This window comes from Rhodanobacter sp. FW106-PBR-R2A-1-15, assembly GCF_058789735.1.
In genome coordinates, this window is sequence record NZ_JBYTEM010000014.1 from 30,210 (window position 1) to 44,796 (window position 14,587).

Below are 14,587 nucleotides of genomic sequence, written 5' to 3' on the forward strand. Positions count from 1 at the left end.
TGTCCACCCTGCCCTTCCTGCCCGGCAGCCGCCCTTTCCGCCTGCGCGACTGAACCAACCCGGAGACCCCCATGCAGATCACTTTTCTCGGTGCCGCCCGCGAAGTCACCGGCTCATGCTTCCTGGTGGAGACCTCAACGACAAGCTTCCTGGTCGACTGCGGCATGTTCCAGGGCGGACGCGAAGCCGCACAGCGCAACCAGCAACCGTTCGGATTCGATCCGCGGGAGATCGACTTCGTGCTGCTGACGCATGCGCATATCGACCACAGCGGCCTGCTGCCGAAACTGACCCGCGCCGGCTTCCGCGGCGCGATCCACGCCACCGCGGCCACCGCCGACCTGCTGCAGGTGATGCTGCCGGACAGCGCCCACATCCAGGAAATGGACGCGCTGCGTGCGCAACGCAGCGCCGCCAGGTCACGCGACGCGCAGGTAGCGACCACGCCGCTGTACACCTTGCACGACGCCGACGCGTGTCTGCGCCAGGTACAGCCCCACGGCTACGGGCGCGAGTTGCAGCCACACGCGGACGTCAGCTGCCGCTTCCGCGGCGCCGGCCACATCCTGGGTTCGGCGATCATCGAGGTCTGGGTCAGCGAAGGCGAGCGCACCACCAAGCTGGTGTTCAGCGGTGATCTCGGGCAACCCGGCCGGGCGATCCTGCGCGACCCGACGCCGATCACCGAGGCGGACATCCTGTTCGTCGAATCGACCTACGGCAACCGCCTGCACCAGGACCTTGCCGCGACACGGGATGAGCTGATCGAGGTGGTCGAACGCACCCTTTCCCGCGGCAACGTGATCGTGCCGGCCTTCGCGGTGGGCCGTACCCAGGAGGTGCTGTACCACCTGCACCAGTTGAGCCGGGAAGGAAGGCTGCGCGACCTGCGGATCTTCGTCGATTCGCCGATGGCCACCGAGGCCACCCGGATCACGCAGCGACACCTGGACCTGTTCGACGAGAACGCCACCCGCCTCGCCGACTGGCACGCGCTCGGCAAGGATCTGCCCTACCTCAAATTCACCGCCAGCGTGGAGGAATCGATCGCGCTCAACCAGATCCGTTCCGGCGCCATCATCATCTCCGCCAGCGGCATGTGCACCGCCGGCCGCATCAAGCATCACCTGCGGCACAACCTCGGGCGCGCCGAATGCAGCGTGCTGATCACCGGCTTCCAGGCCCAGGGCACGCTGGCTCGGCGGCTGGTGGATGGCGCCAGCCAGGTGCGGATCTTCGGCGAGGACATCCCGGTGCGCGCCTCGATCCACACCGTCGGCGGGCTGTCCGCGCACGCCGACCGGAAGGCGCTGCTGGCCTGGACCGCCGGCTTCGCGCGAGCGCCGGCGCAGACCTTCGTGGTGCATGGCGAAGAGACGGCGGCACAAGCGCTGGCCGACGGGCTGCGTGCGCGTCCCGGCTGGAACGTGACCGTTCCCACGGCGGGCCAACAGGTGCACTGGCATGGCGGCAAGCTCGGAGTTCCGGCATGAACGGCACCGACGAGAGCAAGCGGCGGGAGCAGGCGATCGTGCACGGCGAGGCCTACCGGCTGGCGCAGGAGGACATCGAGTTCCTCGCCAGCGACGAACTGCGCGGCGTGCGCCTGCAACTGGAACTGCTCAAACCCGAAATCGCCCTGCACGAACACGCCATCCGCTCGACCGTCGTGGTACTCGGCAGCGCACGAACCTGTTCGCCGGAGCAGGCCCAGGCCGACGTGGTGCGGCTCGCGGTTCGCGCGCAGGCCGATCCCGACGAGCCGGGGCTGGCGCGCGAACTCGCCGCCGCACGGCGCCGGCTGGCCAGCGCCCGCTACTACGAGGAAGCACGCCGCTTCGCGGAAATCGTCTCGAGTCGCTTCCAGCGCGAGGGTCGCCGCGATTTCGTGGTGGTGACCGGCGGCGGGCCAGGCATCATGGAAGCCGCCAATCGCGGCGCCCATGAGGCGGGCGCGCGCTCGATCGGGCTCAACATCACGCTGTCGCACGAACAGCGGCCCAACAGCTGGATCACCCCGGAGCTGGCCTTCCGCTTCCATTATTTCGCCGTGCGCAAAATGCACTTCATGATGCGCGCGAAGGCGCTCGTCGCTTTTCCCGGCGGGTTCGGTACGCTGGACGAGTTGTTCGAAGTACTGACCCTGGTGCAAACCGGCAAGATGCCACGCCTGCCGATCGTGCTGGTCGGCAGCGCCTTCTGGCGTCGCGCCTGCGACCTGGAGTTCCTGCTCGAACAGGGGATGCTCGACGCCCGCGACGCCGAACTGTTCAGCGTGGTCGAAAACGCCGAACAAGCCGTGGCCACCATGCATGCGTTCTACGGCGGCGAGCCGCCGGCCTGAGCGCCACGAACGCTGCCGCCTTTTCGCCGGCAGCGGCGCGGGTCGCTCGCTTGCCGCACCCTGCCGCGAGAACCGGCGTGCAGTGCGGATCGCACGGCCAGCTTGCCATGCAGACACCCGTCAACACCCAGCCCCAGAGGAGATCGCCCATGTCTTTCACGCCACGCACCACGACGCAACGCGCCGCCATGGCCCTGGCCGCGATTCTGGCCGGCAGCGTGCTGCTGCCGGCCAGCGCAGCGAATCCGCCGGATCAGGCCACGCCGCTGGCGCTGACCGCGATCATGCGGGACCTGGGCAAGGACATGCAGGGTGCCACCGACGGTATCGCGCGCGAAGACTGGCCCGCGGTGGCGCAACGCGCAACGCGCATCGCCGACCACCCGCAGCCGCCGCTGGCGGAGAAGCTGCGCATCCTCGCCTTCATGGGCAAGGACGCCGGCCACTTCCGCGACTACGACCGCCAGTCCCACGACGCCGCGCAGCAGTTGGCGCAGGCCGCGCAACGGCAGGACGGCGCTTCGGCGATCGCGGCGTTCGCCAACCTGCAGGGCGCCTGCCTGGGCTGCCACCAGCGGTTCCGCCAGCCGTTCCGGGAGCATTTTCAGGGCCAGCCATGAGTTGCCGGCGAGCCGTAGCGATGGCGGCGTGGCCTGCGCAGGCTCACGCGTAAACAGGCGCATGCGGCGCGTCGGTCGCGACGCGCGGCAGGCTGAGGCTGACCCGCGCGCCGCCGAGCGCGGAACGACCGAACGCCAGCTCGCCGTGGTGCAGGTGGGCGATCGCCTGGGCGATCGACAGGCCCAGCCCGCTGCCCTCGCCCACGCTGCCCTCGGGGCGGTGGAAGCGCTCGCCCAGCCGCGCCATGTCGTCCGCCGCAAAACCGGCGCCGCTGTCGTTGATCTCCAGGCTCACCCGCTCGTCGCGGCCACCGACGCGCACATTCACCTGGCCGTGCGCGGACGCATGGCGCAACGCGTTGTCCAGCAGATTCTGCACCAGGATGCCAAGCAGGCTGCGGCTGCCCAGCACGAAGTCGTTGCCGTCGTGATCCAGCGACAACTCGATGGAGCGCGCCGCCGCGCGCTCGCTGGCGTCGCGCAAGGCGGCTTCGGCCACGCTCGCCAGACGCAGCGGACCGGCGTCGTCCAGCTCGGTCAGCTTCTCGACCCGCGCCAGCATCAGCAGCTGGGCCACCAGCCGCTGCATGCGGTCCAGCGCATCCTGCGCGCGCTGCAGGTGCCGCGCGCGGGCCGCCGCATCCTCATCGTGCCCGGCCAGGTCCAGCTCCAGCCGCAGCGCCGCCAGCGGGTGGCGCAGTTCATGCGCCGCGTCGGCGGTGAAGCGGCGCTCGTGCTCGAGGCTGCGTTCGAGTCGCGCCACCAGCCGGTCGATCGCCTCGGTGAGCGGCGCCAGCTCGACCGGCACCCGCGCATCGGTGAGCGAGACGCCTGCCGCGTGGGTGTCGGCGGACAGCCGCCGGGTCAGCTGGCGCAGCGGTTTCAGCCCACTGCGCAAGCCGGCGAACACCATCGGCGGCACCAGCACCAGCAACGCCAGCAGGGACAGCAGCGCCGGCGCCAGCAGCTTGCGCATCAGCTCGTCGCGCTCGTCCAGCGGCGCGCCGACCTGGATCCAGTACTTCTGCTGCGCATCCCAGCGCTGGAACACCCGCCAGCGCCGCTGCGCATGGGTGACCGTGTGCAGGTGCGCGCCGCCCGGATCGAACTCCAGCGCGGGCAGCTCGGTGCTGCCTGCCAGCAGCCGGCCACGCGCATCGCGCACGGTGATGGCGGGCCGATGCGCGGTGGCGTCGGAGTCCAGCACCGGCCGATCCGGCAGCTGCGCCGCGACACCCGACAGCGGTGCGGCCGGCATCACCGCCAGCACGCTGGCCGCACTGCGCACCAGCATCTGGTCGAAGATCTCGTCGACCTCGTGCAGGCTGCGCCAGGCCAGCCAGCCGGCGGCGGCGCACCACACCAGCACGATGCCGGCCACCAGCCGCAGCACCAGCCGCCGGTTGAGCGAGGGGCGCATCATGCGGGCTGGCCGGCGGGCGGGTTGATCGCATAGCCGATGCCGCGCAGGGTGCGGATCCAGCCCGGCCCCAGCTTGTGACGCAGATGATGGATGTGCACCTCCACCGCGTTGCTGGCCACCTCGCGATCCCAGCCGTACAGCGCGTCCTCCAGCTGCTCGCGCGAATAGGCGCGCCCGGGGCGCCGCACCAGCATCTCCAGCAGCGCGTACTCGCGCGCGGTCAGCTCCAGCGCCGCCCCGGCCAGCGTGGCGCTGCGGGCGGCCGGGGTGACTTCCAGCGACCCCAGGCGTATCGCCGGCTCGATCTGGCCGTCGGCACGGCGCAGCAGGGCGCGCAGGCGGGCGGCCAGTTCGTCCAGGTGCACCGGCTTGACCACGTAGTCGTCGGCGCCGGCATCCAGCCCGGCGACGCGGTCGGCGAGTTCGTCGCGGGCGGTCAACAGCAGCACCGGGGTGGCGTCGCGGCACCGGCGCATGCCGGCGATGATGGCCGGCCCGCTGCTGCGCGGCAGGTTCCAGTCCAGCACCGCGGCAGCGTACGAGGTGTCGGTCAGCGCGGCGGCGGCCTGCTGGCCGTCGGTGATCCAGTCCACCGCATAGCCGAGCTGGCGCAGGCCGTCGGCCAGCGCCTGCCCCAGTGCTCGGTCGTCCTCGGCTAGCAGGATGCGCATGGCCCGATTCTAGTCAGCAACCCGCGCGCCCGCCGGTCCTGAGGCAATTCATCGCACGCCTGCATCGCCGCCATCGTCGTGCTCCAGCGCGCTCTTGCGACCGTGGATCATCGCGGCGACCAGGTTCTCGCCGTAATGGACGCTCTCGCCCACCGCCGCCAGCGCGTGCAGCACCACCAGCCCCAGCACGCCGTAGGCCAGCAGCTCGTGCAGTTCCTCCAGCCAGCCGGCACCGAAGAACGTGTCGGTGGTCTGCAGCCAGCCGCTGACACCGACCAGCAGCACGCCGGCGAGCAGGGCCAGGATCATCACCGCCGCCGCCGGGTTGTGCCCCAGCTGCCGCCGCGAGCGTCCGGCCAGGCGTTCGCGCAGGTAATCGCGCACGCGGCGCGGGCCGGGCACCCAGTCGCTGAAGCGTGCATGCCGCGTGCCGACCCAGCCCCAAGCGAAGCGCACGCCGAGCAGGGCCAGCACGGCGTAGCCGATCCCGCGATGGACCAGCTCGCCGCCCTCGGTAAAAAAATTGGCGAGGAACAAGCCCGCCAGCGACCAGTGAAACACGCGTACCAGCGGATCCCATACCTTGACCGTGGCGTTCATGGGCCTGTCCTCGCTCGGGTGCTCGATCAGCCGCCCTTCTGCTTGACGATGCGGCCGTCGGTGGGGTCGAAGTAGATCTCCACGTTCTTGCCGGCCTTGTTCTTGCCGTAGATCTCGTAGCAGTTGCCCGAGACCTGGAACTCCTTGATGGTGTAGCCCTGGTCGAGCACTTTCTGCTTCATCGCCGCTTCGGTCAGCCATTGCGCACGCGGCGCATTGGTGCATTGCGGGGCGGCGAAGGCAGACGCCGACAGCGCGGCGGCGGCGAGGAACAGCGGTGCAATGACGGTGCGTTTCATGTTGCGTCTCCGGTATCGGCAGGATTGCCTTGGACGGCATTGCAACCGGGGCGGCTTACGCGGGTCTTAAGAACCCGCGGCGGTACGCATCAGGCTGCCGGGCGGGCTGCCCCCGGCAGCACAAGCGCCGCCCGGTCGCGCCCTGCGTGCCTGGCTTCGTGCAGCGCGGCGTCCGAGCGCCGGATCGGATCCTCGGCGCCTTCGCCGGCGGCGGCGGGCCACGCGAAGCCGCGAAACGCATCGAGCAGGCGTGCCGCCAGCTACAGCCCACGGCCGAGGCGCAACCACCGCGCATCGGCGCCTCCGCCGGCCAGCGGCGAGATGTCGGACAATACGAAGCCGATCGCCGCGCTCGCCGTCATCGCAGCCTGGTCCGGCCACGCCGTGGTCAGCAGCGGCCAGTTCCACCACCTGGCCAGCGCGATCAGCGCCACCGCGAAGATGAGCAGCGCGGCGACTCGCGAGAAGCGCAAGAACCCCTGCACAACGCCCGAATCGTGATGGAAAACCACTGTGCTCACGGCGACGCCACGCGTGCCGGGGAAGCCTGTCGCTACCTTTGCATGGCAGTACGTCGGCACGAGACACACCACGGCACAGTCGGCGGGAGCCCAGAATTGACGACGATCAACCCGGCGGCCGGGGTACCCTGCCAGGGTCTGCCGCCGGCCGGGCGCACGGCCACCACCCGCACCATCGAGGAACGCATGATCATCTACAGCTGCCACGGCGCCGCGAAACAGGTCACCGGCTCCTGCCACCTGATCACCTGCAACGACCGCCGCGTGCTGGTCGACTGCGGCATGTTCCAAGGCAGCGACGAGGTCGAGCGCGCCAACGCCGAGCCGTTCGGCTTCGATCCGGCCGGCATCGACGTGCTGCTGCTCACCCATGCCCACCTCGATCACTGCGGCAGGATCCCGCTGCTGGTGCGTCAGGGTTTTCGTGGCCGCATCCTGACCACCGCCGCCACCCGCGAGCTGGCGCGGGTGGTGATGCTGGACGCCGCCGGCCTGCAGGAAGAGGATGCGCGCCGCGCGCAACGCAACAACCGCCGCAGCGAGGCGGTGGCGCTATCGCTGTACACGCTGGACGACGCGCTGCACGCGCTGGACTTCTTCGGCGCCGACATCGGCTACGACGAGACCGTGCAAGTCGTCGAGGGCATCAGCGCACGCTTCCTCGACGCCGGCCACATCCTCGGCTCGGCTTCCGTCCTGCTCGAGCTGGATGACGGCAAGCAGCGTCGCCGCATGCTGTTCTCCGGCGACCTGGGCAACCCGGGCCGCCCGCTGCTGCGCGACCCGACGCCCGCGCCGCCGGCCGACTACGTGGTGATGGAAAGCACCTACGGCGACCGTCCGCACCGCTCGGTGCCCGATTCGGTCGACGAGATGTACCAGGCGATCCGCGAAACGGTAAATCGCCGCGGCAACGTGGTGATCCCCACCTTCGCGCTGGAGCGTACCCAGGAAATCCTCTACTACCTGCATCGCGGCATCCTCGATGGCGCGATCCCGCAGCACGTGCGGGTGTTCCTCGATTCGCCGATGGCGATTTCCGCCACCGAGATCTTCCGCCGCCATCCGGAAAGCTTCGACGAGCGATTTCTGGACGAACTGCGGCACGGCGACCCGTTCGCCATGCCCGGCCTGCACTTCACCCGCGAGACGGCCGAGTCGATGGCGATCAACAACATCGACGGCGGCGCGGTCATCCTGGCCGGCTCGGGCATGTGCAACGGCGGCCGCGTGCGCCACCACCTCAAGCACAACCTGTGGCGCGAACGCAGCAGCGTGGTGTTCGTCGGCTACGCCGCGGAAGGCACGCTGGCGCGGCGGATCATCGATGGCGCCGCCAGCGTGCGCGTGTTCAACGAGGAAATCCCGGTGCGCGCGCAGGTATGGACCATCAACGGCTTCTCCGCCCACGCCGACCAGCCCTCGCTGCTGGCCTGGCTGGGCGACGCGCCGCGGCGCCAGGTGTTCCTGGTGCACGGCGAGTACGAGCGCGGCATGCGGGTGATGCAGGAGGCGCTGGAAGCGCGCAGCGTCGCCGTCCAACTGCCCGGGTTGCACGAGCCGATCAAGATCGACTGATGCCCGTTGGCGCGCCGATGTACGCCGCCGGATGCGGCGGGCAGACCGCGCCGCCGGCACGGCGGTCGCGGTGCGATCCGCCGGCCGGCGCCATGCCTCGCAATTCACCGAAGTCAAACGTGCGAGCCCGGGCGCCCATAGACTGGATCCGCCGCGACAGTGGATTCGGCCAGAGGCGAAGGCGGCAGCCCCAACAGAGCTTTGGGAGCGACTCACCATACAGCGGACCATCTCCCCGCCCCTTCCCGTGCGTAACGCCCATGCCAGGAGGTCGGCGTCACCGTCCCATCACCACACCGGCCGCCGGCACCTGCTCCGCGCGATACTGCGCAGCGCGCCGTTGCTGCTGCTGGGCGCCTGGCTGGCGCTGCTGCCGACGCAAAGCGCGTCGGCGATGCCCGAGTTCGCGCGCCGCTACAACCTCAGCTGCGCCGCCTGCCACTCCGCCTTCCCGCGCCTCAACAAGTTCGGCGAGCTGTTCATCAAGAACAACATGCGCCTGCCGAACTGGATGGAAACCGCCGACCAGCTCGGCGACGACCGGCTCGCGCTGCCCGACCACGTGCCGCTTGCCATCCGCGCCCAGGCTTACGTGCAGGCCCGCCAGGGCAAGGCGATCGATCCGGTCAGCGGCGCCCGTCAGTCCGCGACGACGGATTTCCAGTCGCCGTACCTGCTCAAACTGCTGTCCAGCGCGCCGCTGAGCAAGGACATCAGCTATTACTTTTCTACGCGATCATGGCCGAGAAGGGCGGCAACGGCGGGATCGTGGTGGAGGATGCCTGGTTTCGCCATGCCAACCTCTTCGGCAGCGGCAGCGGCATGATGCTCGGCCAGTTCTCGCTGTCCGACGCGATGTTCCCGCGCGAGATCCGCCTGCCGTTCCAGGACTACATGGTGTATCGCATGGCCGGCATCACCCACGACCGCGGCGTGCAGTTCGACCGCGACGTCGGACCGTTCGGCCTCACCCTGGGCTTCACCAACGGCAACGGCATCACCGACAACTTCAAGATCAACGGCACCGGCTACTCGCGCCCGGACCGGATGTTCGACAACGACAACTCCAAGACCACCTTTGCCCATGTCGCCACCGACATCGGCCCGGTGGCCGTGGGGCTTTCCCGCGCCCGCGGCAAGCAACGCGGCGCCGCCGGCCCGGCTGGCATGGACAAGAGCCGGCGCAATACCGACAAGCGCGTCGCCGGCCTCGACGCGTCCGGCGACGTTGGCGCCGACGCGCACTGGTACGCGCAATACCTGTGGAACGACTGGCGCGGTTTCCTGCACGCCGACCCGACGCGCAACTATCGCTGGAACGGCGGCTTCGCCGGCCTCGACTTGATTCCCAACGAGCGCTGGCCTTCTCGACGCCGTACAACTACGCCGGCGCCGGCGACTTCGCGCGCACCAACACCATCTACGAAGGCATCGCCATCAACAGCCTGAGCCTGACCGCGTCCCACTACTTCATGCGCAACGTCAAGGGCATCGTCGAGGTCAACCTCGACTTCAAGAACAAGACCAAACCGACCGGTCCCTACTTCACCGGCCACTTGAGCCGCGAGAACTACATCCTGTTCGGCTTCGACACCGCGTTCTGACATGCCTGCCCGCCTGTTCCCGATGCGCCCTTGGGCCCACGCCGGCGCGCCCGGCGCCAGCGGCAGTATCGACGGACCGCTTGCCGCCGACCCCGGCGCCAACCATGCCGCAGCGCCGGCTGCGCCAGCTGCAGGTGCTGCAGGAACTGCTGGACGAGGGGCTCATCAGCCCGGCCGAGGAACAGCGCGTGCGCCGACGGATTTTCCAGCTCGGCGACGACGCAAAGGATTAGCCACACCCGCACGACGACGGTGCGTCGAAATCGCGCGTCCGCTTGACCTGGGTCAGGCCTGTGCGCAAATGCCACACCTAGTATTCACTCGCCTTGCACGCGAATCCCTCGGGGAGGGTTTCGGTGGTTCCTGTGCTATCCGACGAGGCTCGAACCCACTGGGGGGAAATCGCATGACGCAACGGATCACGGATCTGACGCTTTCGGTGCTGGCCTGCGTGGCAGCAACCCTGCTGTCCTGGCCATTCTGGCGCAACTTCGAGTATTGGCCCGAATCGCATCTTGCATGGTGGATTTACTTCATCACCGGCTTCGTGCTGGCGGTGTACGTGTTCTACGTCTTCATCGGCAGCCTGCGCATCCTGTTCCTGCACGACACCCAGGAGCAGGCCGCCACCACCGTCAAGGACAAACTCTCATGAGCTGCGGAATCGGCGGTAGCAGTTGCGAGACGCCCCGGCGCCGGGGTGCATTTCTGGTGTTGGCCATCCTGGCCCTGATCTTCATCGTGTTGTCGATCTTCTCCTTCATGAAGTCGCGCAATCAGGTAACCCCGGACACGGTTTCCTTCGGCCCCTACCAGGCGGCCGATGGCAAGCGCGTGTTCCAGGCCTACAACTGCATGGGCTGCCACACCATGGTCGGCAACGGCGCCTACCTGGGGCCGGATCTCACCGAGGAATACAAGCACGCCGGGCCCGCCTGGCTGGCGGCATTCCTGCCGTCGGCCGGCGGCTGGCCGACGACGGCGGCGGTACGCGCGCAGTTGCAGGACCCGAACCAGTCGGCCGACACCGGCACCGACTCGATCGATGCCTATCTGAAGAAGTTCCCGGGCGCCGCCGAGCGCATCGAACGGCGCGGCGGCGGCACCACGATGATGCCGAACCTGCCGCTGACCAAGGACGAGATCGGCCAGCTGATCGCCTACCTGAAGTACACCTCGGCGATGAATACCGAAGGCTGGCCGCCGAAAGTGGAAGTGGACGGGTTCGACCACCGCGTGCAGCTTGCGCACGGCATCGTCGCCACCGCCCAGGCGGCTCCGGCCCCGACGACGGCGGCGCCGGCCTCTGCCGCTGATCCCGTGGCGCACGGCGCGCAACTGGTCAAGGACAACGGCTGCGTGGCCTGCCATGCCACCGACGACAAGAAGCTGGTCGGCCCGGGCTGGGGTGGCCTGTACAACTCAAAGGTCAGCCTTGCCGACGGCAGCACGGTCACCGCCGACGACGCCTACCTGCGGGAGTCGATCCTCCAACCCAACGCAAAGATCGTGGCAGGTTACCCGGCCAGTGTGATGCCCGCCTATGGCACCTTGCTCAAGGACGATGAAGTCAACGCCATCGTGACCTACCTCCACTCCCTGGAGAAGCAGTGATGCAGATCGAATTCCAGACCCAACGGCTGAGCATGCGTTTCTTCATGCTGATGCTGGTGCTGTTCGTCATCCAGGTCGGCTACGGCCTGCTGTTGTCGGTGCAACAGACCGACCCGACCGTGCTGGCGGGGGTGATGAACTTCAACGTCGCCCGCGCCGAGCACCTCAACCTCGGCATCCTGTGGATCCTGTGCGGCTTCATCGGCGCGATCCTGTTCGTCGGACCGCTGCTGGCCAAACGCGAGATGGTCGCGCCGTGGCTGATCAAGCTGCTGTTCTATGCCTTGATCGTGATCGTCGTATGGAACTTCTTCACCCTGCGCCTGGCCCAGGTCGGCATTGCCGGCTGGTGGCATGGGCAGCCGTGGCTGCAGCAGGGGCTTGAGTACCTGGAGGCGGGTCGCATCGCCGGCATACTGGTGCTGGTCGGCTTCGCCATTCTCGCCTACGTGGTGCTGCGCACCTTCCCGCCGGTGCGCCAGTGGAACGAGATCCACTGGGGCCTCGGCCTCGGTGTCAGCGCGCTGATGGCGGTGTGGGTGTTCGGCCTGTTCTACGTGGCACGGCTGGACCTGCAGGAGTACTTCCGCTGGTTCGTGGTGCACTACTGGGTCGAGGGCGTGTGGGAAGTCATCCACATCACCCTGGTCGGCTTCCTGCTGGTGCTGATGTTCAAGGTCGACGTCAAATCGGTGGGCTTCGCCGTGTTCTGGGGCGTGGCGCTGGTGTGGCTGTCCGGGCTGATCGGCAACGCGCACCACTATTTCTGGATCGGCACGCCGGCGTTCTGGCAGTTCTGGGGTTCGGTGTTCAGCGCGCTGGAGCCGCTGCCGCTGGTGTTCTGCTTCTGGCACATCTACCTCGACGCACACACCAACAAGCGCCCGCTGGAGAATGCGCCCGCGTTCTACTTCATCCTGGGCTCGGTGGTGCTGGAGCAGATCGGTGCGGGCATCCTGGGCTTCAGCATGACCTTCGCGCTGACCAACGTGTGGTCACACGGCACCTGGGTTACGCCGGGGCATGGGCACCTGGCCCTGTTCGGCACCTTCGGCATGCTGGGTATCGCCGCCGCCTACTTCGCGGTGCCGATCATGCGCAAGGTCACCAACTACGACCAGCGCCTGGGCAAGCTCGGCTTCTGGCTGGTGCTGACGGGCATGCTTGGCATGGCGTTCGCCTTCAACGTGGGCGGCACCGTGCAGATCTACGTCTACCGCATCCTCGGGCTGGACTGGTTCGGCGGCGACGTCGCGCGTGCCATGGGCGTGTTCAAGCTGCTGCTGCCGCTGTTCGGCGTCGTCTTCGCCATAGGTGCGCTGGTGGTGGCCTACGACCTGATCACCCTGGGTCGTCGCCTGGCCGTACCGGCGGGCATGGATGCGCACGGCGGTCCGGCGGACGTCCATCCGGCCACCCGCTGGAGTCGCCCGCTGAGCGGCTTCGAAGCCGGCATCTGGTTGCTGATGATGTGGGTGTTCGGCACGATCATCACGCTCGGCCTGCTCAGCTTCAACCTGCCGCGCGTACGCGTGGCTGGCGACCCGACCCTGCCTTATCTGCTGGCGGGTATTGGCTACCCGGGGCTGATGCTGGTGACCCTGCTGTTCGTATGGCGCTTCCTCGCCTCGATGGAGGCACGCGCGAGCGCGGCGAGCACACCGTCACTGTTGAGAGTGCTGCCCGCACGAGCCTGAGCGCAGGCGGGTCCCTGAATACCGTGAGGTGAAGCAACAGGAAAGGCCGTCGGGGGAAACCCCGGCGGCCTTTTTGCTGGTACTCGTTCATCGAATTCAGTCTCACGCCGCCCGCGCCACCGCATCGATACCGGCCCCGGCACGCCGACAGGCGCGACCTAGCGCATCGCGAAGAGCTCCTGGTGGAAACGCCGCTCCACCGGAAACCCGTGCCTGGCCAGGTCATGCTTCAATGCCTCGCCAAAGCCCGCCGGCCCGCAGAACCAGATACTCGCCTCGCGCCATTCGGGCACGACAGCCCGTATGCGTTCGCCCGTCAGGCGGTCGTCGCGTGCGTCGATCAGCACGTGCAGCCGCACGTCGGCGGAGCGGGCGTCGCCCGCCAGCCGGTCGAGCGCTTCGTCATCGACATCCGCGGTGCTGTGGAAGAGATCGATCTTCTGGCCTTCGGGCCAATCCTGATCTTCCATCTGCCAGGCCATGTGCTTCATGCGCCCGATGAAGGGCGTGACGCCGATGCCGCCGCCGATCCGGATCTGGCGGCTGCGGCCATCGTCGAACGTGAAGCACCCATAGGGACCCTCGACCCTCACCGCCTGCTCGACGCGAAGCTTCTCGTGCAGGCGGTGCGTGTGGTCGCCCAGATCCTTGACCACGAAGGTGATCCTGGAGGTCTCTTGCCGCCAACCGGACGCGATGGTGTAGGGATGCGCGCCATCCGCGGCGCCCGCGGTGAGGAAGGCGAACTGCCCTGACTTGTGGCCAGGCCACCCCTGCACCTCGGTTTCGATCTCGAGCGAATCCACCCCGGCGAAAAGATGCAGGGCGGTGATTCTTCCCGCCACCTGCGAGCGCGCGCCCACCCGGTGCAGCAGCACCACGATGGCCGCCCAGCTGCCGCCGGCGAACAACACCGCGGCCAGCCAGCCGATCGGCGTCGCCCAGTGGTGGAACTCCAGCAGCACGACCGCATGGAAAACCAGAGCGAGATAGCCCACGGCAAGCAGGCGGTGCGTCCTGTAGAACAAGTGGTACGGAAAACGCCGGATCAGGGCCAGCGCGATCAGCACGACGACGGCGTAGAAAACCCATTCGCCCACGCTCTCCGCGGCGCCGCGCTGGCTCGCCAGCAAGGATGCCATCGGGTTCTCCGGCGCACCCTGCGCGCCATGGTCCGGGGGCTCCAGCCAGCCCCAACCCACCGCCCATTTCGGCCCTTGCGCCCACAGCCAGTGGATGATGGCGACGACCAGCACGGAGATGCCGAGCCATTTGTGCATGCAGTTCATCTTGTCGAGGCCGCCCAGCCACGCCTCGGGCCATCGCGGCCGGAGCGCCAGGACCATCGCCAGGCTCATGCACCCGATCGCGACGAAGCCCGTCAGTTGCACCATGGCGTCGCGCAGGCCGAAAAAAGTGCTCGACCGGAAAACGGTGGGCTCGGCAACGAGCCACAGCAGGACCAGGAAAGCGAGAGCCCCCAGAATGCACGCTTGAGATTGCGCATGTGGCACCCTCGAAGCTGTCGCGATGCGGAGTCGCTCCACGGGCCGCCGACACCCCCGCGTTCGCCGTATACCGCTCCCCCTGCGGATGCTGCTGATGCCGGCGGCATC

General features: G+C 68.3%; 17 protein-coding genes. 11 read left to right on the forward strand and 6 right to left on the reverse strand.

What is annotated here, in order from left to right; translation table 11 throughout:
• The first annotated feature begins 71 nt into the window (after nucleotides 1-71).
• The 3 genes from AC3WTD_RS09140 to AC3WTD_RS09150 all read left to right on the forward strand — a co-directional run bounded on the left by AC3WTD_RS09140 (nucleotide 72) and on the right by AC3WTD_RS09150 (nucleotide 2,964).
• On the forward strand, nucleotides 72-1,493 hold the full coding sequence (locus AC3WTD_RS09140) for an MBL fold metallo-hydrolase RNA specificity domain-containing protein (RefSeq protein ID WP_492613597.1): 1,422 nt from the start codon (nucleotides 72-74) through the stop codon (nucleotides 1,491-1,493).
• Nucleotides 1,490-2,344: an LOG family protein gene (locus AC3WTD_RS09145; RefSeq protein ID WP_492613598.1), complete on the forward strand. Its 855-nt coding sequence runs from the start codon at nucleotides 1,490-1,492 to the stop codon at nucleotides 2,342-2,344. Before AC3WTD_RS09140 ends, AC3WTD_RS09145 begins: the two co-directional genes overlap by 4 nt.
• Before the next feature lie 149 nt (nucleotides 2,345-2,493).
• Nucleotides 2,494-2,964 carry a cytochrome c gene (locus AC3WTD_RS09150; protein ID WP_492613599.1) on the forward strand — a complete coding sequence of 157 codons (471 nt, stop codon included), beginning with the start codon at nucleotides 2,494-2,496 and terminating at the stop codon, nucleotides 2,962-2,964.
• Between the two features lie 43 nt (nucleotides 2,965-3,007).
• Here AC3WTD_RS09150 and AC3WTD_RS09155 read toward each other — a convergent pair whose 3' ends face one another.
• The 5 genes from AC3WTD_RS09155 to AC3WTD_RS09175 form a co-directional block, all read right to left on the reverse strand.
• Nucleotides 3,008-4,387: an ATP-binding protein gene (locus AC3WTD_RS09155; RefSeq protein ID WP_027491936.1), complete on the reverse strand. Its 1,380-nt coding sequence runs from the start codon at nucleotides 4,385-4,387 to the stop codon at nucleotides 3,008-3,010.
• Nucleotides 4,384-5,058 carry a response regulator transcription factor gene (locus AC3WTD_RS09160; RefSeq protein WP_027491935.1) on the reverse strand — a complete coding sequence of 225 codons (675 nt, stop codon included), beginning with the start codon at nucleotides 5,056-5,058 and terminating at the stop codon, nucleotides 4,384-4,386. Before AC3WTD_RS09160 ends, AC3WTD_RS09155 begins: the two co-directional genes overlap by 4 nt.
• 48 nt (nucleotides 5,059-5,106) lie before the next feature.
• On the reverse strand, nucleotides 5,107-5,658 hold the full coding sequence (locus tag AC3WTD_RS09165) for a cytochrome b/b6 domain-containing protein (RefSeq protein ID WP_492613600.1): 552 nt from the start codon (nucleotides 5,656-5,658) through the stop codon (nucleotides 5,107-5,109).
• A 26-nt stretch (nucleotides 5,659-5,684) separates the two neighbouring features.
• On the reverse strand, nucleotides 5,685-5,957 hold the full coding sequence (locus AC3WTD_RS09170) for a PepSY domain-containing protein (protein ID WP_027491934.1): 273 nt from the start codon (nucleotides 5,955-5,957) through the stop codon (nucleotides 5,685-5,687).
• Nucleotides 5,958-6,217: 260 nt separating this feature from the next.
• Complete coding sequence (locus tag AC3WTD_RS09175; RefSeq protein WP_027491933.1) at nucleotides 6,218-6,430, reverse strand: hypothetical protein; 213 nt, start codon at nucleotides 6,428-6,430, stop codon at nucleotides 6,218-6,220.
• Between the two features lie 144 nt (nucleotides 6,431-6,574).
• On the opposite strand from AC3WTD_RS09175, the gene AC3WTD_RS09180 reads away from it, so the two are divergent.
• The 8 genes from AC3WTD_RS09180 (at nucleotide 6,575) to AC3WTD_RS09215 (ending at nucleotide 12,971) form a co-directional block, all read left to right on the forward strand.
• A complete protein-coding gene (locus AC3WTD_RS09180; protein ID WP_492613601.1) occupies nucleotides 6,575-8,056 on the forward strand; it encodes an MBL fold metallo-hydrolase in 1,482 nt (493 codons plus the stop codon).
• 247 nt (nucleotides 8,057-8,303) lie between these two features.
• Nucleotides 8,304-8,882: a hypothetical protein gene (locus AC3WTD_RS09185; RefSeq protein ID WP_492613602.1), complete on the forward strand. Its 579-nt coding sequence runs from the start codon at nucleotides 8,304-8,306 to the stop codon at nucleotides 8,880-8,882.
• A complete protein-coding gene (locus AC3WTD_RS09190) occupies nucleotides 8,795-9,505 on the forward strand; it encodes a hypothetical protein (protein ID WP_492613603.1) in 711 nt (236 codons plus the stop codon). The genes AC3WTD_RS09185 and AC3WTD_RS09190 overlap by 88 nt, the downstream gene beginning before the upstream one ends.
• Nucleotides 9,506-9,528: 23 nt before the next feature.
• Nucleotides 9,529-9,660 carry a hypothetical protein gene (locus AC3WTD_RS09195; RefSeq protein ID WP_255324831.1) on the forward strand — a complete coding sequence of 44 codons (132 nt, stop codon included), beginning with the start codon at nucleotides 9,529-9,531 and terminating at the stop codon, nucleotides 9,658-9,660.
• A gap of 104 nt (nucleotides 9,661-9,764) precedes the next feature.
• The gene (locus AC3WTD_RS09200) at nucleotides 9,765-9,893 is read left to right on the forward strand and encodes a hypothetical protein (protein ID WP_492613604.1); all 129 of its coding nucleotides are present in this window, start codon (nucleotides 9,765-9,767) and stop codon (nucleotides 9,891-9,893) included.
• Nucleotides 9,894-10,066: 173 nt separating this feature from the next.
• Nucleotides 10,067-10,315 (forward strand): hypothetical protein, encoded by a 249-nt coding sequence (locus tag AC3WTD_RS09205; protein ID WP_027491930.1) that lies wholly within the window; start codon nucleotides 10,067-10,069, stop codon nucleotides 10,313-10,315.
• A gap of 56 nt (nucleotides 10,316-10,371) precedes the next feature.
• The gene (locus AC3WTD_RS09210; protein WP_492613605.1) at nucleotides 10,372-11,274 is read left to right on the forward strand and encodes a c-type cytochrome; all 903 of its coding nucleotides are present in this window, start codon (nucleotides 10,372-10,374) and stop codon (nucleotides 11,272-11,274) included.
• The gene (locus tag AC3WTD_RS09215; RefSeq protein ID WP_492613606.1) at nucleotides 11,274-12,971 is read left to right on the forward strand and encodes a cbb3-type cytochrome c oxidase subunit I; all 1,698 of its coding nucleotides are present in this window, start codon (nucleotides 11,274-11,276) and stop codon (nucleotides 12,969-12,971) included. The genes AC3WTD_RS09210 and AC3WTD_RS09215 overlap by 1 nt, the downstream gene beginning before the upstream one ends.
• 158 nt (nucleotides 12,972-13,129) lie before the next feature.
• On the opposite strand, the gene AC3WTD_RS09220 is transcribed toward AC3WTD_RS09215, so the two are convergent.
• Nucleotides 13,130-14,485 (reverse strand): ferredoxin reductase family protein, encoded by a 1,356-nt coding sequence (locus tag AC3WTD_RS09220; RefSeq protein ID WP_492613607.1) that lies wholly within the window; start codon nucleotides 14,483-14,485, stop codon nucleotides 13,130-13,132.
• Between the last annotated feature and the right edge of the window lie 102 nt (nucleotides 14,486-14,587).